General features: G+C 69.8%; 24 protein-coding genes. 19 read left to right on the top strand and 5 right to left on the bottom strand.

Annotated elements, in window-relative coordinates:
* Positions 1-2 precede the first annotated feature (2 nt).
* The gene (locus ABZ796_RS06980; RefSeq protein ID WP_357335695.1) at positions 3-1,175 is read right to left on the bottom strand and encodes an MFS transporter; all 1,173 of its coding nucleotides are present in this window, start codon (positions 1,173-1,175) and stop codon (positions 3-5) included.
* Between the two features lie 38 nt (positions 1,176-1,213).
* On the opposite strand from ABZ796_RS06980, the gene ABZ796_RS06975 reads away from it, so the two are divergent.
* The 5 genes from ABZ796_RS06975 to ABZ796_RS06955 all read left to right on the top strand — a co-directional run bounded on the left by ABZ796_RS06975 (position 1,214) and on the right by ABZ796_RS06955 (position 5,645).
* A complete protein-coding gene (locus tag ABZ796_RS06975; RefSeq protein WP_357335693.1) occupies positions 1,214-1,426 on the top strand; it encodes a ferredoxin in 213 nt (70 codons plus the stop codon).
* Positions 1,423-2,676, top strand: coding sequence for an FAD-dependent oxidoreductase (locus tag ABZ796_RS06970; protein ID WP_357335691.1), 1,254 nt, complete (start codon positions 1,423-1,425; stop codon positions 2,674-2,676). Before ABZ796_RS06975 ends, ABZ796_RS06970 begins: the two co-directional genes overlap by 4 nt.
* Positions 2,677-2,707: 31 nt before the next feature.
* The gene (locus tag ABZ796_RS06965; protein WP_357335689.1) at positions 2,708-4,159 is read left to right on the top strand and encodes an aromatic ring-hydroxylating dioxygenase subunit alpha; all 1,452 of its coding nucleotides are present in this window, start codon (positions 2,708-2,710) and stop codon (positions 4,157-4,159) included.
* Positions 4,156-4,740 carry a 3-phenylpropionate/cinnamic acid dioxygenase subunit beta gene (locus tag ABZ796_RS06960; protein WP_357335688.1) on the top strand — a complete coding sequence of 195 codons (585 nt, stop codon included), beginning with the start codon at positions 4,156-4,158 and terminating at the stop codon, positions 4,738-4,740. The genes ABZ796_RS06965 and ABZ796_RS06960 overlap by 4 nt, the downstream gene beginning before the upstream one ends.
* A gap of 110 nt (positions 4,741-4,850) precedes the next feature.
* Positions 4,851-5,645 carry an IclR family transcriptional regulator gene (locus ABZ796_RS06955; RefSeq protein ID WP_357335686.1) on the top strand — a complete coding sequence of 265 codons (795 nt, stop codon included), beginning with the start codon at positions 4,851-4,853 and terminating at the stop codon, positions 5,643-5,645.
* A gap of 96 nt (positions 5,646-5,741) precedes the next feature.
* On the opposite strand, the gene ABZ796_RS06950 is transcribed toward ABZ796_RS06955, so the two are convergent.
* Both ABZ796_RS06950 and ABZ796_RS06945 read right to left on the bottom strand, forming a co-directional pair.
* The gene (locus ABZ796_RS06950; RefSeq protein ID WP_357335684.1) at positions 5,742-7,229 is read right to left on the bottom strand and encodes a tripartite tricarboxylate transporter substrate-binding protein; all 1,488 of its coding nucleotides are present in this window, start codon (positions 7,227-7,229) and stop codon (positions 5,742-5,744) included.
* Positions 7,229-8,740, bottom strand: a complete 1,512-nt coding sequence (locus ABZ796_RS06945) for a tripartite tricarboxylate transporter permease (protein ID WP_357335682.1) — start codon at positions 8,738-8,740, stop codon at positions 7,229-7,231. The genes ABZ796_RS06950 and ABZ796_RS06945 overlap by 1 nt, the downstream gene beginning before the upstream one ends.
* 369 nt (positions 8,741-9,109) lie before the next feature.
* Here ABZ796_RS06945 and ABZ796_RS06940 point away from each other — a divergent pair, with 369 nt between their 5' ends.
* The 6 genes from ABZ796_RS06940 to ABZ796_RS06915 all read left to right on the top strand — a co-directional run bounded on the left by ABZ796_RS06940 (position 9,110) and on the right by ABZ796_RS06915 (position 13,616).
* A complete protein-coding gene (locus ABZ796_RS06940; protein ID WP_357335681.1) occupies positions 9,110-9,433 on the top strand; it encodes a 2Fe-2S iron-sulfur cluster-binding protein in 324 nt (107 codons plus the stop codon).
* 76 nt (positions 9,434-9,509) lie between these two features.
* Positions 9,510-10,790 (top strand): Rieske 2Fe-2S domain-containing protein, encoded by a 1,281-nt coding sequence (locus ABZ796_RS06935; RefSeq protein ID WP_357335679.1) that lies wholly within the window; start codon positions 9,510-9,512, stop codon positions 10,788-10,790.
* A 10-nt stretch (positions 10,791-10,800) separates the two neighbouring features.
* Positions 10,801-11,280, top strand: a complete 480-nt coding sequence (locus tag ABZ796_RS06930; protein ID WP_357335678.1) for a hypothetical protein — start codon at positions 10,801-10,803, stop codon at positions 11,278-11,280.
* The gene (locus ABZ796_RS06925) at positions 11,277-12,113 is read left to right on the top strand and encodes a 3-methyl-2-oxobutanoate hydroxymethyltransferase (protein WP_357335676.1); all 837 of its coding nucleotides are present in this window, start codon (positions 11,277-11,279) and stop codon (positions 12,111-12,113) included. The genes ABZ796_RS06930 and ABZ796_RS06925 overlap by 4 nt, the downstream gene beginning before the upstream one ends.
* Before the next feature lie 16 nt (positions 12,114-12,129).
* On the top strand, positions 12,130-13,008 hold the full coding sequence (locus ABZ796_RS06920; RefSeq protein WP_357335674.1) for an alpha/beta hydrolase: 879 nt from the start codon (positions 12,130-12,132) through the stop codon (positions 13,006-13,008).
* On the top strand, positions 13,005-13,616 hold the full coding sequence (locus tag ABZ796_RS06915) for a 2,3-diphosphoglycerate-dependent phosphoglycerate mutase (RefSeq protein ID WP_357335672.1): 612 nt from the start codon (positions 13,005-13,007) through the stop codon (positions 13,614-13,616). The genes ABZ796_RS06920 and ABZ796_RS06915 overlap by 4 nt, the downstream gene beginning before the upstream one ends.
* On the opposite strand, the gene ABZ796_RS06910 is transcribed toward ABZ796_RS06915, so the two are convergent.
* Together ABZ796_RS06910 and ABZ796_RS06905 are read right to left on the bottom strand one after the other, a co-directional pair.
* Positions 13,586-14,041 carry an RpiB/LacA/LacB family sugar-phosphate isomerase gene (locus ABZ796_RS06910; RefSeq protein ID WP_357335670.1) on the bottom strand — a complete coding sequence of 152 codons (456 nt, stop codon included), beginning with the start codon at positions 14,039-14,041 and terminating at the stop codon, positions 13,586-13,588. The genes ABZ796_RS06915 and ABZ796_RS06910 overlap by 31 nt on opposite strands.
* The gene (locus tag ABZ796_RS06905) at positions 14,038-14,967 is read right to left on the bottom strand and encodes an ABC transporter substrate-binding protein (protein WP_357335668.1); all 930 of its coding nucleotides are present in this window, start codon (positions 14,965-14,967) and stop codon (positions 14,038-14,040) included. Before ABZ796_RS06905 ends, ABZ796_RS06910 begins: the two co-directional genes overlap by 4 nt.
* An 87-nt stretch (positions 14,968-15,054) precedes the next feature.
* Here ABZ796_RS06905 and ABZ796_RS06900 point away from each other — a divergent pair, with 87 nt between their 5' ends.
* The 8 genes from ABZ796_RS06900 (at position 15,055) to ABZ796_RS06865 (ending at position 24,582) form a co-directional block, all read left to right on the top strand.
* A complete protein-coding gene (locus ABZ796_RS06900) occupies positions 15,055-16,227 on the top strand; it encodes a zinc-binding dehydrogenase (RefSeq protein ID WP_357335666.1) in 1,173 nt (390 codons plus the stop codon).
* Positions 16,227-16,931: a 4-carboxy-4-hydroxy-2-oxoadipate aldolase/oxaloacetate decarboxylase gene (locus ABZ796_RS06895; RefSeq protein ID WP_357335665.1), complete on the top strand. Its 705-nt coding sequence runs from the start codon at positions 16,227-16,229 to the stop codon at positions 16,929-16,931. Before ABZ796_RS06900 ends, ABZ796_RS06895 begins: the two co-directional genes overlap by 1 nt.
* Positions 16,928-17,944, top strand: coding sequence for an amidohydrolase family protein (locus tag ABZ796_RS06890; protein ID WP_357335663.1), 1,017 nt, complete (start codon positions 16,928-16,930; stop codon positions 17,942-17,944). Before ABZ796_RS06895 ends, ABZ796_RS06890 begins: the two co-directional genes overlap by 4 nt.
* Positions 17,944-18,930 (top strand): ABC transporter substrate-binding protein, encoded by a 987-nt coding sequence (locus ABZ796_RS06885; protein ID WP_357335661.1) that lies wholly within the window; start codon positions 17,944-17,946, stop codon positions 18,928-18,930. The genes ABZ796_RS06890 and ABZ796_RS06885 overlap by 1 nt, the downstream gene beginning before the upstream one ends.
* A 39-nt stretch (positions 18,931-18,969) precedes the next feature.
* A complete protein-coding gene (locus ABZ796_RS06880) occupies positions 18,970-19,851 on the top strand; it encodes a LysR substrate-binding domain-containing protein (RefSeq protein ID WP_357335659.1) in 882 nt (293 codons plus the stop codon).
* A gap of 126 nt (positions 19,852-19,977) precedes the next feature.
* A complete protein-coding gene (locus tag ABZ796_RS06875; protein WP_357335658.1) occupies positions 19,978-22,047 on the top strand; it encodes a hydantoinase/oxoprolinase family protein in 2,070 nt (689 codons plus the stop codon).
* Positions 22,047-23,795 carry a hydantoinase B/oxoprolinase family protein gene (locus tag ABZ796_RS06870; RefSeq protein ID WP_357335656.1) on the top strand — a complete coding sequence of 583 codons (1,749 nt, stop codon included), beginning with the start codon at positions 22,047-22,049 and terminating at the stop codon, positions 23,793-23,795. Before ABZ796_RS06875 ends, ABZ796_RS06870 begins: the two co-directional genes overlap by 1 nt.
* A gap of 37 nt (positions 23,796-23,832) precedes the next feature.
* Complete coding sequence (locus ABZ796_RS06865) at positions 23,833-24,582, top strand: SDR family oxidoreductase (protein WP_357335654.1); 750 nt, start codon at positions 23,833-23,835, stop codon at positions 24,580-24,582.
* Position 24,583 lies beyond the last annotated feature (1 nt).

Here is a 24,583-nt window from a genome sequence, read left to right as displayed (position 1 = left end):
CTCTAGCCGTGCTGCGATCCTAGTCGATCGCGCCGGGACCGGACGGCCAACGCCGCCGGGGCGGTCATCGCCGCGCCCAGCACGAGCAGTGCGACCGGCGCCGCCACGACCGTGACCAGTCCCGAGACCACCAGCGGCGCGGCCAGCAGCGCTGCTGCTCGGTAGGTGCCGGCAGTGGCCAAGGCTTCGCCCCGCTCCTCGGGCCGGACCGTCTCGCTTGCCAGTGCCGGGCCGACCGTCTGCAGCAACCCGGCGCCTGCGCCCGACACTGCGAGCAGGACCGCGGCGGCCACGAGATGACCCGCGAGCGCAGCGAAACCCGCGAACCCGATGCCGGTGACCGCGATACCTGCCACGAGGAAGGAGGTCAGGCGACCCGCGTGGATCCTGCCGGCGGCCGCGCCGCCGGCGATGTTGGTGGTGTTGGCCACCGCCGCGACCATGCCGATGGCCGATGCGCTCTGCCCGGCTCCGGCGAGCACGATCGGCACGAACGAGTTCATCATCGCGCGCCAGGCGCCGGCGGCGGCGCCCGCCCAGCTCGCCAGCCCGACGCCCGTGCCACGCCGCTGCCCACGCCTCGCGCCCTTGCTCCGGTCCGGACGCAGCGGCTCGAGCCGCATCAGCAGCGAGGCCGGCACGACCACCAGCGCGGCCGGGAGCGCCCCTGCCGCCAGGGCCCAGGCGACCGAGACATGCTCGATGATCGGCCCGGCGAGGAACGGGCCCACGATCTGCCCGACCCCCGAGCTCAGGTTGACCTGGGCGAGAGCGGTGACGGACGAGGGACTCGTGCGCACGGCATGCGTCTGCGCCGCGGTCCAGACGAAGCCGCGCGCCGCACCCTGCGCCAGCTGCGAGAGCGCGAAGGCCCACCATCCTGCCGAGGCCAGCAGCACCAGGCACGACGCCGCCATCAGCAGCCCGGCGGCGCTGACGAAGTGCTTGTCGGGAAAGCGCCGCATCAGCGCGCTCATCACGGTGCGGATGCCGAGCTGCGCGCAGGCGGAGAGGGCCACCAGCACGCCGACCTCGGCCCCGCTGAACCCCGACTCGAGCGCGAACAGCGGGACGGCGACGGCCGAGAGTCCCATCGCGAAGGAGAACAGCGAGCCGCTGGCGGCCACGTAGAGCCCCTCGAAACGTGACGGTTGACACTTCAATTCCGGGGCCATACGGTAATGGTACCTCCATTGACCCAAACAGGAGAAACATGAAACTCGCGAGTGACGTCGTCAAGTGCCAGGGCTACGGCAACTGCATCGCCGCAGATGAGAAGCACTTCGACCTCGATGACGACGGCCTGGTCGTCCTTCTCGAAGAGACCGTGGCGGACGAGGACCGCACCTCGGTAGAGGCCGCCATCCGCAGCTGCCCGGTCGACGCGATCTGGCTCGAGGGCGTCGGCAGCGAGGCCGCGCGGTGAGCGATCACGTCGTCATCATCGGCGCCTCCGTCGGTGGCATCCGCACAGCCCAGGAGCTGCGCAAGCTCGGCTTCGACGGTGACATCACGGTGGTCGGAGCCGAGCACGAGCAGCCGTACGACAAGCCGCCGCTGTCCAAGCAGCTGCTGCTCGGCACCCAGTCCGAGGCCGAGATCTCGCTGCTCGGCGAGGGTGGCTGGGAGGCGCTCGGCGTCACCCCCCGCCTGGGCGTGCGTGCCGAGAGCCTCGACATCGACTCGATGGCGGTCCACCTCTCCGACGGTGAGGACCTCCAGTACGACGCGTTGGTGATCGCCACCGGCGTACGTCCTCGTACGCTCGCGCCGGAGGTCCACGAGCTCGACAGCGTCTTCACGGTCCGCGAGATCGCCGATGCCCGCGCCTTGCGTGAGCGGGCCGACCGCGGCCCGGTCGTGATCATCGGCGCCGGGTTCATCGGTGCCGAGGCGGCCTCCTCCTTCCGCGCCCTGGGTGCCGAGGTCACCTTGGTCGAGGCGCTCGGTGCGCCGTTCGGGCGCGTGCTGGGTGACGAGGTAGGTGCCTTCCTGGCAGACCTGCAGCGTGACAACGGCGTCGAGCTCCTCACCGGGGCAGCCGTCGAGACGATCGAGAAGGACGGCGACCGGACCCTGGTCCGCCTGGCCGACGGCCGGACCCTGAGTGCCGGCACGGTGGTCGTCGGGATCGGTTCGCTCCCCAACACCGAATGGCTCGAGGGCTCCGGCCTCAAGCTCGGCGACGGAGTCTTCACCGACGCCGGTTGCGCAGTACAGCCGGACGGTTTCGGCCCGCATGCCGAGAGCGTCTTCGCCGTCGGCGACGTGGCTCGCCAGATCGACCCGCGCACGAACAAGGACTACCGGGTAGAGCACTGGACCAACGCCGCCGAGCAGGCGTACGTCGCTGCCCGCCAGATCATGGATCCGACCATGGCGCCGTCGCCGCCCAAGGCGCCCTACTTCTGGTCCGACCAGTTCGGGCTCAAGATCCAGATGGTGGGCCGCCCCTCCGAGGCCACCTCGGTGACGGTGCACCGGTTCAGCGTCAGGGGCAGCGAGAAGAAGGTCGCCGTCTACGAGAACGACGGCGCTCTCGTTGCCGCGGTCACCTTCGGCTGGCCGCGCGCTCTCGGCACCTGCCGCCAGGCCTGGGAGGCCGGCGCCACCGCGGCCGAGGTCGTCGAGAAGCTCGCCGCGCTCGCCGACCAGAACACCGTCGCCTCCGCCTGAGGCCACAGACACATCACGAAAGGAAACAACCATGACGATCGAGGATGCGCAGCCCATGCAGCGCCGCGTCGCCGACCTGGTCGACGTCGAGAACGGTGAGATCAGCCGCGAGATCTTCGTGTCCGAGCAGATCTTCAAGCAGGAGATGGAGAACCTCTTCCCGCGCGCGTGGCTCTTCGTCGGGCATGCCTCGCAGGTGCCCAACCCGGGCGACTACTTCAGCTCCTGGATGGGCTCCGACCCCGTCCTGCTGACCCGCGACGCCCAGGGTGAGATCCACGTCCTGCTCAACTCCTGCCGCCACCGCGGCATGAAGGTGTGCCGCTACGACGAGGGCAACACGATGCAGTTCACCTGCCCCTACCACGCCTGGTCGTACAGCATGGACGGGTCGCTGGTCGACGTTCCCGGTGACCTGCACGGCGTTCCGCACATGAAGACCGCCTACCAGGGCCAGCTCGACAAGGCCAAGTGGGGCCTGGTGCGTACGCCTCGCATCCACAACTACAAGGGTCTCGTCTTCGCCTGCTGGGACCAGGAGGCACCGGACTTCCTCGACTACGTGGGCGACTTCCACTGGTGGCTGGACAACCTGGCCGACGCCTTCGACGGCACCGAGGGCGGCACCGAGGTCTTCCACGGTGTGCTCAAGTGGCGGATCAAGTCGAACTGGAAGTTCGTCTCGGAGAACTTCCTCGGCGACACCTACCACGGCGCCTCCACGCACGCCTCGGTCGAGGCCGTCGGCATCGGCCCGGGCGGCAAGGGCAAGCGTCGCCACGGCGAGCGGCAGAACCAGGGCGGCTTCTCCAAGGGCCGCATGAAGACCTCGTTCCGCCTCGGCCACGGCGCCTCGGACAACCTCGAGTACGAGCTCCCCTATCCCGAGTTCGCCGAGCCCGAGCTGACCGAGTACTTCGACAAGGCATGGGAGACCCGTGCCGAGAAGCTCCGCGAGGAGGGTCGCCCGCTGGGTGGTCGCGGCCCGGCCACGCTCTTCCCGAACATGTCGATGGCTGCCGGCTTCCCGCGCTCGATCCTGGTCGCGCACCCGATCAGCTCCACCGAGACCGAGGTGTGGCGCTGGTTCCTGGTGGACAAGGGCGCTCCGGAGTTCGTACGCGAGTGGCTGCGCCAGTACTACATGCGCTACGGCGGCCCCGCGGGCATGACCGAGCAGGACGACATGGAGAACTGGGACTACGCGACGCAGGCGAGTCTCGGCGTGGTCGCCCGTCGCTACCCGTACAACTACCAGCAGGGCATCGGCCGGGAGAACCTGAGCGAGCTCGACCGCGCCGTCCACTCCGACCACGCCATCGCCGGCGAGGTCAACGCCCGTGGCTTCTACCGCCGCTGGACCGAGTACGTCGACAACCACTCCCAGGCCGAGCTGGCCGAGGCCGCCAAGACCGAGGAGCGGATCGCAGAGATCGAGGCGCGCGAAGCCGCCGCCGCTGCAGCGAAGGAGGAGAACGCGTGAGCACGCTGACCGAGAACGAGGGCGCCCCGCAGTTCGTCAACGACTCCGCCCTCACCAAGCCGGAGCTCCGGGACCTGCTCGCGGACATCAGCGACTTCTTCTACCGCGAGGCCGACCTGCTCGACGAGCGTCGCTACCCGGAGTGGCTCGAGATGATGGCCGAGGACTACCGCTACTCGGTTCCGCTGCGGATGAACGTGCCGTTCTCCGACGTGGCCGCCAACGAGCAGACCAAGACCGGCGAGAGCGGTGGCGAGCTGGCCTGGTTCGACGAGCCCAAGTCGACCCAGGAGATGCGCGTCACCCAGCTGATGACGGGCGTGCACTGGGCCGAGGAGCCGGTCTCGCGCGTCTCTCACCTGGTCACCAACCTGCGCCTGACCAAGGTCTCGCTGCCCGAGGTCGAGCTCTCCAGCCGCTTCCTGGTCTATCGCAACCGGGTCTCGGACGAGACCGACATCCTGGTCGGTCGCCGTTACGACGTCGTCCGCCAAGACGGCGAGGACTGGAAGCTCGTGCGTCGCAAGCTGCTGCTCGACCAGACGGTACTGACTGCGAAGAACCTCTCGATCTTCCTCTGACATCCCCCTCCAGACCAGGGCCCGGTACGACGTACCGGGCCCTGGTTCGGCCTTTTCGGCCCTGCCGCCGCCTATGATGAACATAAACCGCAAGACAGAAAGCTTTTCCGTTGACTGAACAGCGGCCAGGTGAGCAGCCCGATTCACCGAAGTCGAAACGTACGAAACCTGCCTACGCGATCTCCTCGGTCGACAACGCGCTCCGCCTGCTGCTGATGTTCCGTGACCAGAAGCAGCTGCGTCTCTCCGACGTCTCGAGCTCGCTGGGGGTTTCCCCCTCGACGGCACACCGGCTGCTGGCGATGCTGGTGCATTACGACTTCGTCCACCAGGACACCGGGCACGGCGTCTACAGCGCCGGCCCCGCGCTGCTCGACATCGGCTACGGCGCCGTACGCAGCCTCGACCTGCGCAGCGTCGCCGAGCCGATCCTCGCCCAGCTGGCCCGCACCCTCGACGAGACCGTGCACCTGGCCCAGCTCGAGGCCGGCCACATCCGCTACATCGCCGGCGCCGAGTCGAGCCGTCCGCTGCGCGTCGCCGACCGCACCGGGCAGCTCTTCCCTGCTCACCAGACCGCGACCGGGAAGGCGATCCTGGCCGGCCTCGAGCCTGCCCAGCTCGACGAGGTCCTCGTGGCCGGCGACAGCCAGCTGTCCGTGGCGGAGCGCGACGAGCTGGCCGGGCAGCTCGCCGAGGTCCGGGCAACCGGGCACGCGGTCAACTACCGCGACGACGGGGTGGTCTCGGTTGCCGTGGCCGTCGCGAACCCGCGCGGGCTCACGGTCGGCGCGATCAACGCCTCGGCCCCGCAGAACCGGATGTCCCCCAGCCGACAGGACGAGATCGTCGGCGTCCTGTCGAGCGCGGCCGCGGAGCTCGGGGCCGCCCTCGGCCACGCCTGAGAGTGGCGCGACCCGCTGTAGATCACGATGGGCGGTTGTCCGGGCCCGAGCCCGGACAACCGCCCTGGTGTTTGTGCTCAGCTGTCGCTGAGCAGGTCAGACCCCGTCGAACGCGGCCTTCAGGATGTCGACGTACTCCGCCGGAGCGTTCATGAGCTCGGCGACCTCGGTCTGGACGGAGGCACCGTCCTTGAACACGATCGGACGACCCGCCTCGGCCCCGGCCTCTTGGAACTCGGGGTCGGTGGCCACCTTCTCGAACGCCTCACGCAGGATCTCCAGGCGCTCGGGGTCCATGTCCGGCGGGGCCGCGATGGTGCGGCCGGATTCGAGGATGTCCACGTGGTGCTGAGCGAGCTTCTTCGCCTCCTCTCCCTGAGCGACCTCGAGGATCGTCGGGACGTTCGGGTACTGCTCGAGCCGCTCGCTGCCCAGGACGAGGACGGGCGTCCCGTCCTCGCTCTCCAGCGTCGAGAGCTGGCTGCTCAGTGAGCGGGAGTAGACATCGACATTGCCCTGCAGAAGAGACAGGGCCGCCTCGTCGGAGCCGCCGAAGCCGGTCACGATCTCGTTGTCGATCCCGAGCACCTGGTCGAGGACCAGCGGGTCGATGTACTCGTTCGAGCCCGGCCCTGTCGCGGCAGACCGGAGGCCACCCTTCTCGGCGGCGGCGACCAGCTCCGCGTACGTGTCGATCGGCCCTGTCTGGGCGGTGATCGCGACGTCGGGCTCGGTCGTGATCTGGCCGACGTAGCTGAACTTCTCCGGCTCGTACTCGACTCCGCGCGCCTCTGCGAGCGCACCGCCGAGCGTGCCGGTCATGTTCAACAGCTGGATGGTGGTGCCGTCCGGGGTGGCCGATACCAGGCCGTTCAGCGCGACCAGTCCGCCGGCGCCAGGCTCGTTGACGACCTTGACCGTCTTCGCGCCGAGCTCCTCGGCGAGCGCCGGGGCCAGCTGACGGGCGTACTGGTCGTAGCCGCCGCCCGGATCGAAAGGCACGACCAGCTCGATGGTCTCGCCCTCGAAGCTCCCCGACTGCCGCTGTTCGGGGCCGATCAGCCCTGCCGGGACCGGTTGGGTCAGGACCACGTTGAACACGAGCACCAGCACGCCGGTCAGCACCGCGGCGTACGTTCCCGAGAACAGCCATGAGCGGTTGTCCTGCGATCGCAGGTACAGCACCGTGAAGACCAGCGCCGTGGCGAACAGGCCGATGACGTACAGAGCGACGAAGAAGCCCGTGAACCAGGCGAGCGTGACCACCCAGGTGGGCAGATCGGCGGTGTGGAAGACGTAGTCGAGGTCGTCCTCCAGCTCATCCTCGGTCGTCTCCTTCTTCGGGCTCGGTGCGATCACCGAGCGGAGGACCAGGAGGCCCGACAGCACCGCGCCGGCCAGCGTGATGCCACGCGGGAACACGGCAGCGCTGTGGTCCCAGCCACGGGTGAGCAGGTAGCCCGCCACCATGATCACCAGCAGGAGGAGGCCACCGATCAGACCGGCGCGATCGACCTTGCGTCGGGCAGCGGGCCGAGCGGGCCCAGCGGTCTCGGGGGAGGGGGTCTTGGAATCCACAGTCATCACGCATCCACCTTCTGCTCGTCGGAACCTCCGTCGACCCCGGCCGGGGCCCCGGCCGAGCCCGGCTCGAGCTGGTTGGCGCGGCGCTCACGGATGAAGTGCATCGCCAGGACGAGCGCCATCACGGCGCCGATGCCCAGCACGATCGGGCGGGCCAGCCAGCCGGTTCCGAAGATCTCGTTGGACAGGAAGATGTTGCGTTCCAGCACCGCGCCGAGGATGAACCCGAGCAGGAGGGGCACTCGGGGCCAGTCCCAGCGGATGCAGAGCACCCCGACCAGGGTGAAGAGCAGCATCAGGACGACATCGGCCCAGCTGCCGCGCTCGGCGAAAGCGCCGATCGAGAGGAGGAGCAGCAGGAACGGGATCAGCACCGGTCCCGAGATGCGGGTGAGCTTGGCGAGCGGGCGCACCAGCACCAGCGCCACGCCGATCGCGATCACCGTGGCCAGCAAGGAGATCCACACCAGCGAGAAGGTGACGTCGAGCTCATCGGTCAGCATCTCCTTGCCCGGGTCGAGGCCCAGGATGAGGAAGGCGCCCAGCAGCACCGCGCTCGAAGCGGAGCCGGGGATACCGAACGCGACCGTCGGGATGAGTGAGCCGCAGTCCTTGGCGACACCGGTCGCGCCGGCCGCGATGACGCCCTCGACGGAACCCTTGCCGAACTCCTCGGGCTTCTTCGAGGTCGCCTTGGCCTGGCCGTACGCGACGAACTGGGCGACCGACCCGCCCATGCCCGGCACCATGGCGAGGCCGGTGCCGATAGCGCCCGACCGGATCGCGAGCCACCAACGACTGAACGCGTCACGAACACCGGCACCGACGCCGGTGACCGAGGTGGCCTGCACCTCGCCGGAGGCGACGCTGCCCTTCGCCATCATCAGCTGCAGCACCTCGGCGCCGCCGAAGAGGCCGATGACGACAGGGACGATGCTGATGCCGTCCCACAGCTCGATCATGCCGAAGGAGTAGCGCGGCGCGCCGGTGGCCGGATCCAGTCCCACGAGCGAGACGAGGACACCGAGCAGGCAGATGATCGCGCCCTTGAGCACGTTGCCCGACGACAGCGTGATGACGAAGGCCAGACCGAGCATGGCGAGGGCGAAGAACTCCGGCGGCCCGAGCTGCAGGATCAGCGGACGTACGACCGGGATCAGCGCGATCAGCACCACCCCGCCGCACAGCGCGCCGAGCCCCGAGCTGGTCAGCACCGCACCGAGAGCACGGCCGGCCTGACCACGCCTCGTCATCGGGTAGCCATCGAGCACCACCGCGGCCGACGAGGCCTCGCCGGGCACGCCGAACAGGACCGAGGTGATGTCACCTGCGGTAGCAGCAACCACATACATCCCGAGAAGCAACGCAAAGGCGGGCACCGGGTCCATGCCGAACGTGAACGGCAGCAGCAACGCCAGCGTCACCGCGCCGCCCAGCCCCGGCAGGATGCCGACGACGAACCCGAGCGCGACTCCGATGACCATCATCAGGAGCGACTCGAGGGTCAGCACCTGGGCCAACCCGCTTAGTAATGCTTCACCCATATCAACTTCACTTTTTCGTAGAACAGAAATGTTTTCTAGATGTAATCCCAGTCACTCCATTCTTGTCAATGGTGACTCCATTGATTTGCCCTGGCAGCCTGCCCGATTCCCCGTCCGGGTCGCCCGGTGCGAGGTGGTCGCCCACTTGGTCGACCAGGGGCGGCCGAACAAGGGCGGGCCGAGCGGCTCCCGGGTTGGCGGTGGGGACGGTGCCGTGGCTCCCGCCCGCGAGGGAGTCGTCGCCGGCGCAAGGTCTCCTGTGCAAGACCGGGTGACGCCTGTCGGTCGCGATGGTATATTGGTCTGGCCATTAGTTGTTCACGCAGAGGAGTCGAAGTGCCCAAGGTTGTCTATGTCGATGCGACCGGTGTCGAGCGTGTTGTGGATGCTGCGCTCGGCGACAACGTCATGGCCTCCGCTGTGCGGAACGGGGTTGCCGGGATCGTCGGCGAGTGCGGCGGCAACAACTCGTGCGCGACCTGCCATGTCTGGGTCCGCGACGAGTTCGCCGATCTGGTCGGCGGTCCCGGCGACCTGGAGGACGACCTTCTGGACCTCGGCGTTGAGGATCGCCGGCCGGGAAGCCGCCTGGGATGCCAGATCGTGGTGACCGCCGAGCTGGACGGATTGGTGGTCGACGTGCCGCCGGAGCAGGCGTAGCCCTTGCCCATTGGTTTAATGGTCTGATAATTATCACGTAGTGTGTGGCAGGGGCCACAAGCGAAAGGACGATGCAGTGCTCAGGAAAGAGATCAACGATCTGCTCACGCAGACCGGTCCGGGAACGAAGATGGGCGAGCTGTTCCGTCGTTACTGGCAGCCGGTGCTTCTCGCCGAGGAGCTGCCCGACAACGACTGCCCGCCGGTCCGGGTGAAGATCCTCTCCGAGCGGCTGATCGCGATCCGCGACAGCGAGGGCAACTACGGCCTGATGGACGAGTTCTGCGCCCATCGCGGGGTGAGTCTCTGGTTCGGCCGCAACGAGGAGGGTGGCCTGCGCTGCCCCTACCACGGCTGGAAGTACGACTACACCGGCCAGGCGATCGAGGTTCCCAGCGAGCCCGCCACCAGCAACTTCTGCGAGAACGTCAAGCTGAAGGGCTACCCGCTGGTCAAGCTCGGCGACGTGCTGTGGACCTACATGGGTGACCCCGCCCACCAGCCGCCGCTGCCCGAGTGGGAGGCCTACACCGTCCCCGAGAAGCAGAACTTCACGTCCAAGCGGCTGCAGGAGTGCAACTGGCTGCAGGCGCTCGAGGGTGGCATCGACTCCAGCCACGTCACCTTCCTGCACTCGGGCAACCTCAACACCGACCCGCTGTTCAAGGGATCCAAGGGCAACGAGTACAACGCCGGTGACCTCAAGCCGTTCTTCGAGGTCGTCGACTACGAGGGCGGCCTGCTCATCGGTGCCCGCCGCAACGCCGAGGAGGGCCACTACTACTGGCGCGTGACTCCCTGGGTGCTGCCCAACTTCACCATGGTCCCGCCGCGCGCGGACCACCCGATGCACGGACACTTCTGGGTCCCGATCGATGACGACAACTGCTGGGCGTGGAGCTTCGACTACCACCCCACCCGCGAGCTCACCGACGCCGAGGTCGAGGCGATGCGCGCCGGCAAGGGCGTCCACAGTGCCAACGACGAGGCCTACCGTCCGTTGGCCAACAAGGACAACGACTACCTGATGGACCGCGAGGCCCAGAAGCGGGGCGAGACGTACTCCGGCATCCACGGCATCGCGCTGCAGGACTCCTCGCTGCAGGAGTCGATGGGCCCGGTGGTCGACCGCACCAAGGAGCGCCTCGTGGCCACCGACGCCGGCATCATCAAGGCCCGCCAGAAGCTCCGCAAGGCCGCGCTGGCCCTGGCCGAGGGCGTCGAGCCCGTCGGTAACCGCGCCCAGGACCAGAGGGTGCGCTCGGTCGCCGCCGTGCTCCCCAAGGACCAGCCCTTCGTCGAGGGCATCGGCGAGGCGATGGTCGCCAGGCCGGGCGTCCCGCAGACCACGGTCTGAGGAGGAGCCTGTGTCAACACCCACCCAGATCAGCAGCTGCGCCCGAGCGACGACCACGGAGGAGGCGCGGTTCCGCATCGACTACCCGCTCGCAGCGGCCCGCAACACCCGCGTGGTCGCCCTCGACGCCGCTGCCGAGACGATCGTTCGTACGGCCGCGGCACAGGACTGGGATCAGGCCCGGTTCTACGTGGCGCACGACCCGGGACACGACCTGGTCACCATGGACGGTGAGACCGTCCCGCTCGCCGGCGAGCTCGAGCACAGCAACACGGTCGTGATGGTGTCGACCACGGGCGAGAGCGCGGAGGCGGCCGCGACCATCGGCGCGGCCTGCAAGGTGCGCGGCATCATGACGGCCGGCCTGGTCGTCACCCCCGGGCAGCTGAGCAGCGGGGCCCTCCTCACGCTGCGGCCGTACGCCCGGATCCTGCTGGTACCCGCCGACGAGGACGACCTGGTCGAGCTGTTGAGAGCGACGCGCGCATGAGCACCGAGAAGGTCACCCTGCAACGACTGCGGGAGATGAAGCAGACCGGCGAGAAGAGCGTCTGCGTCGTCGCCTGGGACTACCAGATGGCCCGGATCGCCGACCGTGCCGGCGTCGACATCGTCTCCGTCGGTGACACGGTCGGGGTCAATCTCTGGGGCCACGACAACCCGCTCGAGGTCACCATGGAGGAGATGATCGTCGTCGCCAAGGCGGTCCGTCGCGGTGTCACGCGGGCCCTGGTGAGCGTCGACTTCCCCTACGGTCCGCTCCAGGAGGGCACCGCTGCCGCGGTCCGGGCAGCCATCAGGCTGGTCAAGGAGACCGGCGTCGACATGGTCAAGCTCGACGGTGCGGCCGACTATCCCGAGGCCGTCGAGGCGGTCGTACGTGCCGGGATCCCGGTCTTCGCCCAGTTCGGCATCACCCCGCAGACCGCGTTGCGGTACGGCGTTGCGTACACCGGGGCGGCGACGGCCGCGGACGCGGTCTCCGAGGAGATGCGCGCCGAGATGATCGTCGACGCCAAGCGGCTCGAACGGGCCGGTGCCTCGCTGCTGAACTTCACCAACTCCGGGCCCGAGGTCGGGCCGGCCGTGGTCGCCGCCGTCGGCGTGCCGGTGCTCGGCGGCTTCGGCGGTGGTCCGTGGCTGGACGGCCGGATCAGGATGGCGACGGCGGCGATCGGCTACCACGCCAAGTGGCTCGACTCCGAGCCGGACACCTACGCCAACGTCGCCAAGACGGCGTACGACTCCCTGAGCGCGTACGCCGCCGATGTCCGTGCTGCCCGCCAGATCCGCGGCGGCGTCCCCGTGCCGCCGCCCAGCTGAGAACCAGGAGCAGAGCATGCCCCACGTCGACATCGACGGCATCAGGACCAGGTACGAGACGGTCGGGGACGGCCCGCCGATCCTGATGTTCAGCCCGGGTGGGTTCGACTCGAGCCTCGACAACTGGACCCACTTCGGGCGCTATCGCGATCTCGGGTTCGTCGAGGCGTTCAAGGCCCGCTACACCTGCGTCGTCTTCGACCGCCGCGAGTCCGGGCAGTCGGGTGGGCGCGTGGAGCGGCTGGACTGGCCCGAGTACGTGACCCAGGCGCTCGGCCTCCTCGATCACCTCGGGATCGAGCGGGCGCACACGATGGGCGGCTGCGTGGGCTGCTCGACGGCGGCCGCGCTCGCGGTCGCGGCACCCGATCGGGTGCGCAGCATGGTGCTGTTCTCCCCGGCCGGCGGCCCCCGCTACCGGCAGGCCCAGCACCGCCGGTTCGTCCAGCACCTCGCCTACGCCGCCGAGCACGGCTTGGAGGCCGTCGTCGACCTCGCCCGTTCCACCACGGCCGGGTTCAGCAAGGACCCGCGCGTGGGCCCCTGGGCCGCGCCGCTGCGTAGCGACGAGACCTTCGCCAAGGCGTACGCCGCCATCGACCCGGCGCGCTACGACCTGGTCGTGACCGGGGCGGTGCGCGGGCTCTTCGACCGCGATACCGTGCCCGGGGTCGAGGCGGAGGACCTGATGACCCTCGACGTACCCGCGCTGATCGTGCCCGGGCAGGACACCTCGCACGCGCCGTCCGCGGCGCGCTACCTGGAGGAGTGCCTGCCGGTGCACGAGTACTGGGACGTCCCGGTCGCGGAGCAGACCCCGCAGACCGCCCCGGCGCGGATCCTTGCCTTCTTGGACAAGCACAGTTCGGACGAGCACGGGTCGGACCGGCATTGAACCTCGTCGTGCTGCGCCATGGCGAGAGCGAGTGGAACGCCGCCGACCGGTTCGCGGGCTGGGCCGATATCGGGCTCACCGCGACCGGGCGCGACGAGGCGCGCGCGGCCGGCCGGCTGCTGCTCGCCGGCGGCCTGGTCCCGGACGTGGTGCACACCTCCCGGCTGACTCGCGCGGTCGACACCGCCGACCTCGTGCTGGAGAGCTGCGGCGGTCGGGACGTGGGCGCCCTGCGGACCGAGCTGCTCAACGAGCGGCACTACGGGGCGCTGCAGGGGATGCGCCGCACCGACGCGGTCGCGCGCTACGGCGCCGGGCCGGTCGCCCGCTGGCGGCGCGGCATCGACGCCCGGCCGCCGCGCGACGCCGAGGGCCGGGGCGAGAGCCTCGCCGACGTACGCGCCCGGCTGGAGCCGTACGTGGTCAGCATCCTGCTGCCGCAGGTGACCGCGGGCCGCGCCGTGCTCGTCGTCTCGCACGGCAACACCATCCGGATGCTGCGGCGACTGGTCGAGGGGCTGACCGACGAGCAGGCCTGCGCCCTGGAGGTCCCCACCGGGCAGCCCGTCGTGATCGCTCAGCGCCCGGTGTCGTACGCCTCGATCTGAGCCAGCCGCGCGGCGTGCACGCCGCCTTTGAAGGGCGTGCGCAGCCAGATCTCGACCAGCTCGAGCGCAGTGGCGTCGTCGAGCGCCTTGGCCGGGATGATCATGACGTTGGCGTCGTTGTTGCCGCGGGAGATCTCGGTGGCCCAACGGGACCAGGCGATGCCTGCGCGGATGCCGGGACGCCGGTTGCAGGCGATCGACTCCCCGGAGCCGCTGCCGCCGATGATGATCCCGCCGTCGGCGCGGCCCATGAGGACGTCGTCGCACACGGCGGCGCACAGCGGCGGGTAGTGCACCTCGCCGGCCGCCGCGTCGGTGCCGTGGTCGGTCAGCCGGTGCCCGGCCGCCGAGAGGCGCTCGACGACGAGGGCCTTGAGCCTGACGCCGTTGTGGTCGGCGGCGAGCGCCAGCCGGCGCGGGGTCATCCCTCCAGTCCGAGGGTCTCGGCGGCGAAGACGTCCTCGAGAGCGAGCGGCCTGGTCAGGATCCCTTGCGCGATCGCGTTCTTCATGAGCTTCTCCAAGACGGCGCGGTTGGGCTCGACCCCGTAGGGCAGTGGGTCGACCTGGCCGGTGATCTCGGTGAATCTGGCGAAGCTGCGGTCCTGCTTCGTCTCCGTGAGCCCGTCGTGGAGCCGTGCGAGATAGCGGCGCTTCGCCTCGGCGAAGGCCTGAAAGAGCGCGGTCGCCAGGCCGGGGTTCGCCTGGAGCAGCTCGTCACGGACCACGACGAGATGGTTCACGGGGATGAAGCCGGTCTCCTTCAGTGAGTCCCAGGCGGCGCTCTCCGGGAGGAGGGAGACGACGGCGTCGTTCTCGATGCCCGCGTTGACGACCGCGTCGAGCTCGCCGGCGAGCAGCAGCTCCTCCAGGGTGCGGCCCTCGGGTGCGGGCTCGACGTTGGCCGGGGGAACGTACGTCGCCACGTGCTCGTCTCCGGAGAGGACCCAGGTGACCGAGGACAGGTCGAGGCCCGCGTCGGCAAGGGCCGCCCGGGCCCAGACGCCCGCCGTGACGGTGTAGCCGCGGTTCACGCCGACGCGCTTGCCGGCCAGATCGGCGGCCGTCCTGATCGGCCCGTCCGCGAGCATCTGGGTCTTGCCGTGATGGAAGTCGCGGACGATGAAGATCGGCAGCGCGGTGAACCTCGCCCCGTGCTCCTTGGCGGTCAGGTAGGTCGTCACGGCGAGCTCGGCGACGTCGTACTCGTCGTCTCGCACCATCTTGCGGAAGCCCTTGACCAGGACGGGCTCGTCGGCGAAGGACAGCGTCCAGCCGTCCGGTTCGACCTCGTGCGAGATCAGTGCCTGGTTCGCGCCCTGGGCGCGGGTGAGGGTCTTCAGCTCCGGCATCGGCTCTCCTGACGTGAGGCGGGGGAGAGGAGCATCGGGTGACCCCTCTCACTTTTGAATGATAGTGTTGGTCATACCATTCTGCCAATGTCCGTTCACGAGGGAGAGTCCATGACCGACAAGGTGCTCGCGGCAGTCCGCACCGCACCCGGCACGACCGAGATGCGCGAGTTCGACAGGCCCGAGATCGATGCTGACTCGGCCCTGCTCCGGGTCGAGGTCGCCGGCATCTGCGGCACCGACGTGAAGCTCTACTCCAGCCCGCCGACCACCCCTGCCACCAAGGGCGAGGTGATCATGGGCCACGAGAACGTCGGGGTCATCGCCGAGGCCGGCGAGAACTTCCTGCGCCGCCACGGCGTCGAGGTCGGCGACCGCATCTTCCTGGAGCACTACGTCGCCTGCTTCAGCTGCGAGTGGTGCCGGATCGGCGAGTACCGCCACTGCGAGGCGACCGACTGGCGCACCAACCCCGACGCCCGTCGCTTCGGCTACACCTCCACCGGCTTCGAGGGCACCCTGTGGGGCGGCTTCTCGGAGTACATGTACCTGCCCTGGAACTCGGTGATGCACAAGATCCCCGACTCGATCAGCGCCGAGGAGGCCGGCCTGGTGATGCCGCTCTCCAACGGCATCGAGTGGGCGCTGCTCACCGCCGGGGTCGGCTACCACGACACCGTCCTGATCCAGGGCCCGGGCCAGCAGGGGCTCGCCCAGCTGGTCGCCGCCAAGACCGCCGGTGCCGCCCAGGTGATCGTCTCCGGCACCACTCGCGACACGAAGCGCTTCGAGCTCGCCGAGGAGCTCGGTGCCGACGCGACGATCGACGTCCTCACCGAGGACCCGCGCGAGAAGGTGATGGACCTGACCGGCGGGCGCGGTGTCGACTTCGTCCTCGACTGCACCTCCCGCGCCGGCACCGCGCCGGTGCTGCTGGGCGTCGACGTGCTCAAGCGCCGCGAGGGCACGATGCTGATCCAGGGTGAGCTCGCCGCCTTCCCCGACTTCCCGGTCAAGAAGGTGACCGAGAAGTCGATCACGATCAAGTCCGCGCGCGGCCACTCGTTCAACGCCTGCGAGCTCGCGGTCGCCCAGCTCGCCTCGCACCGCTACCCGCTGGAGAAGCTGGCCACCCACCGCTACGGCATCGACCAGGTCGACCACGCCATCCGGGTCCTCGCCGGCGAGACCGACGAGGACGCGATCCACGTCTCGATGATGCCCGACATGATCGGCCAGGCCGGCGGGGCGGTGCGCTGATGCCGATCATCGTCACCGACCCGCCGCGCGCCGACCGTGCGACCGTGGATGCACTGGCCGCGTACGGCGTCGCGACGGTGCACGAGGCCCAGGGCCGCGCAGGCCTGCTCGGGTCCCACCTCAACCCGGTCCAGCAGGGCGTACGCATCGCCGGGAACGCCGTCACCGTCACCGTCGCCCCCGGCGACAACACCACGATCGGGGTCGCGGTCGAGCAGTGCGGCGAGGGCGACGTCCTCGTGGTGGCGCCGACCGCGCCGTGCGACATGGGCTACTTCGGCGACCTGCTCGCCACCTCGCTCCAGGCTCGTGGCGTACGCGGCCTGGTGATCGAGGCGGGCGTACGCGACGTCGCGGACCTCAACGAGATGGGCTTCCCCGTCTGGGCCAAGACGATCTCCGCCGAGGGCACCGCCAAGGGCAACCTCGGTGACGTCAACGTACCCATCAGCATCGCCGGCCGCATCGTCCGTCCCGGCGACGTGATCGTCGCCGACGACGACGGGGTCGTCGTCGTACCGCGGCTGCGTGCCGCGGACGCGCTCGCCGCCTCGAAGGCGCGCGAGGAGAAGGAGGCGAAGGCACGGGCCCGCTACCAGGCCGGCGAGATCGCGCTCGACGTCAACAACATGCGTCCCCTGGTCGAGAGGGCGGGGGCCCGCTATGTCGACTACGAGGACTGGGTCAAGGAGCAGCAGGCATGATCATCGACGTCCACGGTCACTACACGACCACCCCGCGAGAGCACCAGGACTTCCGCGACGCCCTGCTCGCCAGGCTCGCTGACCCCTCGGCGCCGGTGCCCTTCCCCGCGTCTATCAGCGACGACCAGATCCGGGAGAGCATCGAGCACAACCAGCTCAAGATCCTGCGTGAGCGCGGCGCCGACTTCATGCTGTTCTCGCCGAAGGCCTCCGGCATGGAGCACCACGTCCCCGACCGGGACGTCGCGGTCCACTGGGCGCGGACCTGCAACGACCTGGTCCATCGCGTCACGGAGCTCTTCCCGGACAGCTTCGCCCCGGTCGCGCAGCTGCCGCAGACCCCGGACGGCTCGCTCGGCCGGGTCGTCAAGGAGATCCGGCGGGTGGTCACCGAGCTCGGCTTCGTCGGGGTGAACCTCAACCCGGACCCGTCCGGCACCTGGTCCGGCGTCCCGATGACCGACCCGTACTGGTTCCCGGTCTACGAGGCGCTCGAGGAGCTCGAGGTCCCCGCGATGGTCCATGTCTCGACCGCCTGCAACCTCAACTTCCACACCCTCGGTGCCCACTACCTCAACGCCGACACCAGCGTCTTCGTGCAGCTGCTCGGCTCGGACCTGTTCGAGCGGTTCCCGGGACTCCGGTTCGTGATCCCGCACGGTGGCGGCGCGGTGCCCTACCACTGGGGTCGCTTCCGCGGCCTGGCGATGCGCTACGGCTGGCAGGACCCGGCGAAGCTGCTCGACAACGTCTTCTTCGACACCGCCGTCTACCACCAGCCCGGCATCGACCTGCTGACCCGGGTCATCCCGGCGGAGAACATCCTGTTCGCCTCCGAGATGCTCGGTGCCGTCCGCGGCGCCGACCCGGAGACCGGCCTGGAGTGGGACGACACGCTCAGCTATGTCGAGGCCTCCGGGCTGTCCGGCCCCGACCTCCGCCAGGTGTACGAGGCGAACGCACGCCGCGTCTACCCGCGGTTGGACCAGCGACTGACCGCGATGGGCCGCTGATGGCGGACCTGCGACTGTCCTTCGCCTGTGGCGACTACGACCGCACCCGCGCCTTGGAAGACGGCTCGGTCCGCGCCGACGGGGTCGACCTGACGTACCTGCGGCTGCCGGTGGAGGAGACCTTCTTCCGGATGGCGCGCCACCAGGAGTTCGACGTCGCCGAGATGTCGCTGTCGACCTACCTGGCGACGCTGGACCGCGACCCGGCCCCGTTCGTGGCGCTGCCGGTCTTCACCTCGCGGCAGTTCCGTCACGGCGGCATCTTCGTCAACGCCGACGCCGGCATCGAGAAGCCCTCGGACCTGCGCGGCAAGAGGGTCGGCAACGCCGAGTTCCAGCTGACCGCGAACGTGTGGATCCGCGGCATCCTGGCCGACGAGCACGACGTGCCGCTGGACTCGGTCACCTATCTCACCGGCGGGCAGGAGGCGCCCGGCCGGATCGAGAAGGGCGCGATCAGCACCCGCTTCGAGGTCACGCCGATCCCGCCCGACCGGACGCTCAACGAGATGCTCCACGCCGGTGAGATCGATGCGTTCTACGGTCCCCGGATCCCGAGCTCGTTCGGGCGCGGCGACGGCCGCGTGCGCCGGCTCTTCCCGGACATGGTGGCCGCGGAGAAGGACTACTACGCCAGCACCGGGATCTTCCCGATCATGCATGTGGTCGCGATCCGGCGCGAGGTCTACGAGCAGCACCCGTGGGTCGCCCAGTCGCTGACCAAGGCGCTCACCATCGCCAGGAACCAGGCGTACGAGCGGATCTACGACGCCTCCGCGCTGCGGTTCATGGAGCCCTGGCTGATGCCCCACCTCGAGGAGGCGCGCGCCCTGCTCGGACCGGACTACTGGTCCTACGGCCTGGACGCGAACCGGCACGTCCTCGACGTCTTCTGCCGCTACCACCACGAGCAGGGGCTCTCCTCGGCCCGGCGTACGCCCGAGGAGCTCTTCGCCCCGGAGGCGACGGAGTCGTTCGTGATCTGAGTCCGGCCTGCCTCTGCGGCCGGGGAAGGGGAGAGGTCGATGGATCTGCGCCATCTCCGCTACTTCGCGGCCGTCGCGGAGACCTGCCATTTCGGTCGCGCGGCGGAGCGGCTCCAGGTCGCCCAGCCCGCGCTCTCGCTGAAGGTGCGTCAGCTCGAGGAGGAGCTCGGGGTGACGCTCTTCAGGCGGACGACGCGGCAGGTGACGTTGACGACCGCGGGGGAGTTCCTCAAGGCCGAGACGGACCAGCTCTTCGGGCGCCTGGACGACACGATCGCCGGCGTACGCCGGTTGTCGGCCGGGCAGGCCGGCCTGCTCCGGATCGGGATGAACGGCACCACCGCCTTCTCCCATCTCCCGCGGATCGCCCGGACCGTGAAGCGCGCCCTGCCGAACGTCGCGCTCGGGATCCACGCCGACATGCTGACCCCTGCGCAGTGCGAGCGGCTGCGCGACGGGACTCTCGAGATCGGCATCCTGCGGCCGCCCGTGCTGGGTCGGGATCTGCTCACCGCGCCGTTCATCTCGGAGTCCCTGGTGCTGGCGCTCCCGGCGGCGCACCGGCTGGTGCGGGCGGCGCGGGTCTCGCTGACCGACCTGCGTGAGGAGTCCTGGGTCGGCTACAGCAGCCCGCACTCGGCGCTCAACGAGCGGGTCACCCGGCTGTGTGCCGGAGCGGGATATGCCCCACGTCGCGAGCACGAGGCGGCCGGGGGATCGGTGCTCCTGGCGCTCGTCGCCGCCGGGCTGGGGGTGGCGATCGTGCCCGAGGGTGTGCGCTCGCACCCGTTGCAGGGCGTCGTCTTTCGGGACCTTCCCGAGGCGGGGACGCTGGACCTGGTGCTGGGCTACCGCGCCGGAGCGGCCAACCCGCTCGTCGAGGCAGTGGTCCCGCTGCTGTCCGCCGCCGGGGTGCTCTGAGCGACTCAGAACGTTTCGTTCTGGATCGAGGGCAATTGCGCACGGACCTGCCACCGGTCATTGACGGGTGTGACGGGCGTCATATGGACTGACCAAAGAACATTAGTCCATTGCTGGAGGTTGCCCGTGCCGAGATATCGTCTGACCGTCGACACCGGAGGAACGTTCTCCGACTTCGTGCTGCTCGACGAGGACACCGGCCGGCACCGGATCCTCAAGGTCCCGTCCACGCCGGACGATCCCGGCCGAGCGGTGCTCGACGGCCTCGACGTCCTCGAGTCCGAGGGGATCGCCGCGCGCGACATCGTCTTCTTCTCCCACGGCACGACCGTGGCGACGAACGCGCTGCTGGAGGAGAAGGGCGCGAACGTCGGACTGGTCGTGACCGAGGGGTTCACCGGCATCTACGAGACGATGGAGCAGAGCAGGCCGTACGGTCCTGCGGTCTTCGACCTCGGCTACCAGAAGCCGGCGCTGCTCGCTCCCGGGCGCCGGACCGGGGAGGCTGCCGAGCGCATCGCCGCCGACGGCACGGTCCGGGCTGCTCTCGACGAGGACTCGGTCGAGCGGCTGATCACCCGCTTCGAGGAGCAGGGCGTGGAGGCCGTCGCGGTCTGCCTGCTCTTCGCCTTCATGAACGACGCCCACGAGCGCCGCGTCAAGGAGATGCTGCTCGAGGCGCACCCGGAGTGGTGGGTCTCGACCTCCTCGGAGCTGTTGCCGCAGATCCGGGAGTACTTCCGGCTCAGCACCGTCGTCATCAACGCGTACGTCTCCCCGATCCTGGGCCGCTACGTGCGAAAGCTCGAGGGTGAGCTCGACGAGCTCAAGGTCGCCCCGGAGGCCCGCTTCACGATGCAGTCCAACGGAGGCTCGGCCCCGTTCGCCTCCACGGCAGGCCGCGCGGTCGGCACCATCCTCTCCGGCCCGGCCGGGGGAGTGACCGCGGGCAGCGCGCTGAGCCGCGACACCGGCGCACCGAACATCATCACCTTCGACATGGGCGGCACCAGCACCGACGTCGCCCTGATCCAGGACGGCGAGCCGGTCATCACCGACCGCTCCAAGATCGACGGCCGCGACATCGCGATCCCGATGCTCGACATCACCACGGTGGCCGCGGGCGGCGGGACGATCTCCCGGGTCGACAGGCACGGCGCGCTGCACGTCGGACCGGCCTCGGCCGGTGCGGTGCCGGGTCCCGCCTGCTACCTGCGCGGTGGCACCGAGCCGACGACGACCGACTGCAACGTCGTCCTCGGCTACCTCGACTCCGGCGCTCTGCTCGGCGGGGCGATGACGATCGACAGGTCGCTGGCCGAGGAGGCCGTACGGACCGGTCTCGCCGACCCGCTCGGCATGGACCTGCTCAGGGCCGCCGAGGGCCACGTGAAGATCATCGACGTCCAGATGGGCGAGGCGGTCAAGTCGATCTCGACCGAGCGCGGCTTCGACCTGCGCGAGTTCGCGCTGGTGCCCTTCGGCGGGGCCGGGCCGCTGCACGCCTGCCGCATCGCGCGAGACCTCGGTCTGGCGAAGGTCGTGATCCCGCTGTATCCGGGTGCCTTCTCGGCCCTGGGCCTGCTCATGTCCGACGTGAAGCACGACTACCTGCGCAGCCGGCTCTCCGACATCGCCGCCGTCGACCCGGCCGAGATGACCGCGCTCTTCGAGGACCTGCGCCGGCAGGGCGAGGAGCAGCTCCGCGCCGAGGGCTTCGCCGCGCACGAGATGGCGTTCCGCTACTACGCCGACCTGCGCTACGCGGGGCAGGGCTATGAGAACCCGGTCCCGCTCTCCGGTCTCCCGCGGACCCCGCAGGACGTCGCCGAGATCCGCGCCGACTTCGACGTGATCCACGAGCAGTGCCACGGGCACAACGCCCCGGGTCAGCCGGTCGAGGTCGTCAACTACCGCGTCGAGGCGTACGGCCGGGTGCCCTCGGTCGAGCTGGCCGCCGTCGAGGAGGCCACCGGGCCGGCGACCGACGCGGTGGTCGCGATGCGCGAGGCGTACTTCTCCGAGGTCTCGCAGACGCCGTTCCCGGTGAGCGTCTACCAGCGCGAGAAGCTCCGCGCCGGCCACACCTTCGACGGGCCCGCCCTGATCGACCAGTACGACTCGACGACCGTCGTCTGCCCCGGGCAGCACGTCACCGTCGACCCGCTCGGCAACCTGATCGTGGAGAACAGCTGATGACCACCACCTCCGACAAGACCGTCGACGCGATCACCGTCGAGGTGATCAGCCAGAGCCTGGGCGGCATCGTCCAGGAGATGCAGAACGCCCTGTTCTGCACTGGCTACTCGACCATCGTCCGCGAGTCGCGCGACGCGAGCTGTGCCATCCTCGACCCCTCGGGGCGGGTGCTGTCGCAGTTCACCGTGCTGCCCCTGCACCTGGGTGCCTTCCCGGCCTGCGTCGAGGCGCTGCTCGAGCGCTATCCCGCCGAGACCCTGGCGGCCGGCGACGCCTTCGTCGTCAACCACCCCTACTACGGCGGCAGCCCGCACGCGCCCGACATGGCGCTGATCTCGCCGATCGTGCTGGACGGGAGGCTGTTCGGCTTCAGCGCCTCCATCGCGCACAAGAGCGACATCGGCGGCATGGTCCCAGGCAGCAGCTCGGGTCAGGCCCGGGAGATCTTCCACGAGGGCCTGATGCTGCCGCCGGTGCGGTTCATGGCCGCCGGCACCGTGGTGCAGGAGGTCGAGACGATCCTGGCCGCCAACAGCCGTACGCCCGAGCTGGTCCTGGGCGATCTCAGCGGTCAGGTCGGTGCGACCGGGCTGGGCGCCGCGCGGGTCGCAGACCTGTGCGCGAAGCACGGTGCCGACGTCGTCGCGGCAGCCGGAGAGCGGCTCTACCTGCTGACCGAGAACCGTGTCCGCGCCGCGCTCGCGGAGTGGCCCGACGGCGTCTACACCGGCAGCGCCAAGGTGCACAGCGACGGTCTGGAGGGTGGCGAGCCCATCGTCGTACGGGTCTCGGTGACCATCGCGGGGGACCGAGCGAGCTTCGACTGGACCGCCTCCGACGACCAGGTCGTCGGGCCGTACAACATCCGGCCGCCGCTGGTGCGGGCGGTGTGCAGCTATGCCCTCAAGTGCCTCGTCGACCCGGACCTGCCCTCCAACGAGGGGCTCACCCTCGCCGTGGAGAGCCGCACCCGTCCAGGCTCCTGCCTCGAACCGCACATCCCGGCACCGGTCAACACCTACATGCCGATCGCCAACGTGGCCGCCGAGGCCGTCTTCGACGCGTTCGCCGAGATCCTGCCGCTGGCTCGGATGGCGGAGAGCAGCCGCGGGATCAGCGGCACCCTGGCCCACCTCGACGAGGGCGGCCGGTTCCCGAGGGTGCAGTACGAGCTGCCGGCCGGTGCGATCGGCGCCCGCGCCGACGGAGACGGCGTCTCGGCCTCCAAGGCGCACGTCGCCAACGGCACCATCACCCCGATCGAGATCATCGAGTCGGAGTTCCCCGTCGAGCTGGTCCGCTTCGAGCTGGTCCCCGACTCCGGTGGGCCGGGACGCCACCGCGGCGGTCTGGCGTACGTCCGTGAGTACCGCATGCACGGCGAGGGCCAGTTCAGCAGCCGCGTGGGCCAGATGCTCTCGGCGCCGGACGGGCGCGAGGGCGGCCTGCCGGGGTCTCCCGGAGCGACCGTCGTCAACCCGGGTACGCCGCACGAGCACGTCATCGTGTCCGCGGACGGCACGTATCGACTGCATGCCGGTGACGTCCTGCGCCGCGAGATGACCGGTGCCGGCGGCTACGGCGACCCGCGGACCCGTCCCGTGGACGAGGTCGTCGCCGATGTCCTCGACGGCTACGTGAGCGTCGAAGGGGCGCGGCGCGACTACGGCGTCGCGCTGGCGCCCGACGGCGCGGGCTGTCGCGTCGACGAACCCGAGACCGCGCGGCTTCGCGCTGCGGTGTGACCACCCCGAGAACCTGCCGAGAACCCAGGAGAGACAGATGAGATTCGAGAACAAGGTCGCCCTCGTCACCGGGGCCGGCCGCAACGTCGGCGCGGCGGTGGCCAAGCGGTTCGCCGACGAGGGGGTCACGGTCGCTGTGGTCGACCTCGACGCCGACCGCGGTCAGCGCACCGTCGCCGAGATCGAGGAGACCCACCCGGGCGCTGCCCGGTTCTTCACCTGCGACGTCTCCGAGAGCGCCGACGTGCAGGCGCTGGTCGCCAGCGTGGTCGAGCAGCTCGGCGGCATCGACGTGCTGGTCAACAACGTCGCGATCACCGACCGCGGCGCCACCGTGCTGGACCTCGAGGAGGAGGTCTGGCACCGCGTCCTGAAGGTGACGCTCGACAGCGTCTTCCTCTGCAGCAAGTACGTCGGGCGGCACATGGTCGCCACCGATCGGCAGGGCGCGATCATCAACATCGGCTCGACCTCCGGTTTCCACGGCCGTCCCAACGCGCTGGTCTACGGCGTCGCCAAGTCCGGCGTGCTCAACATGTCGCGCTCGATGGCCAACCAACTCGGCGGCCACGGGATCCGGGTCAACACCGTCATCCCCAACAAGGTCGGCTCGCCCGTCGGCGAGGAGGTCGAGCCCGAGGGCCGCAAGCGGGAGAACCTGCTCGGCCGCGGCGGCCGGCCCGAGGACATCGCCGCCGCCGTGGCGTTCATGGCCTCCGAGGACGCCGGCTTCGTGACCGCCGCCGACCTGCTGGTCGACGGCGGCTTCTTCCACGGCAGCCGCTGAC

It is taken from the genome of Nocardioides sp. NPDC047086 (genome assembly GCF_040643685.1).
In the GTDB taxonomy this organism is placed as follows: Bacteria; Actinomycetota; Actinomycetes; order Propionibacteriales; family Nocardioidaceae; genus Nocardioides.
Note: the sequence above shows the minus strand (reverse complement) of the source record. Positions and strands in the feature narration are given on the sequence as shown.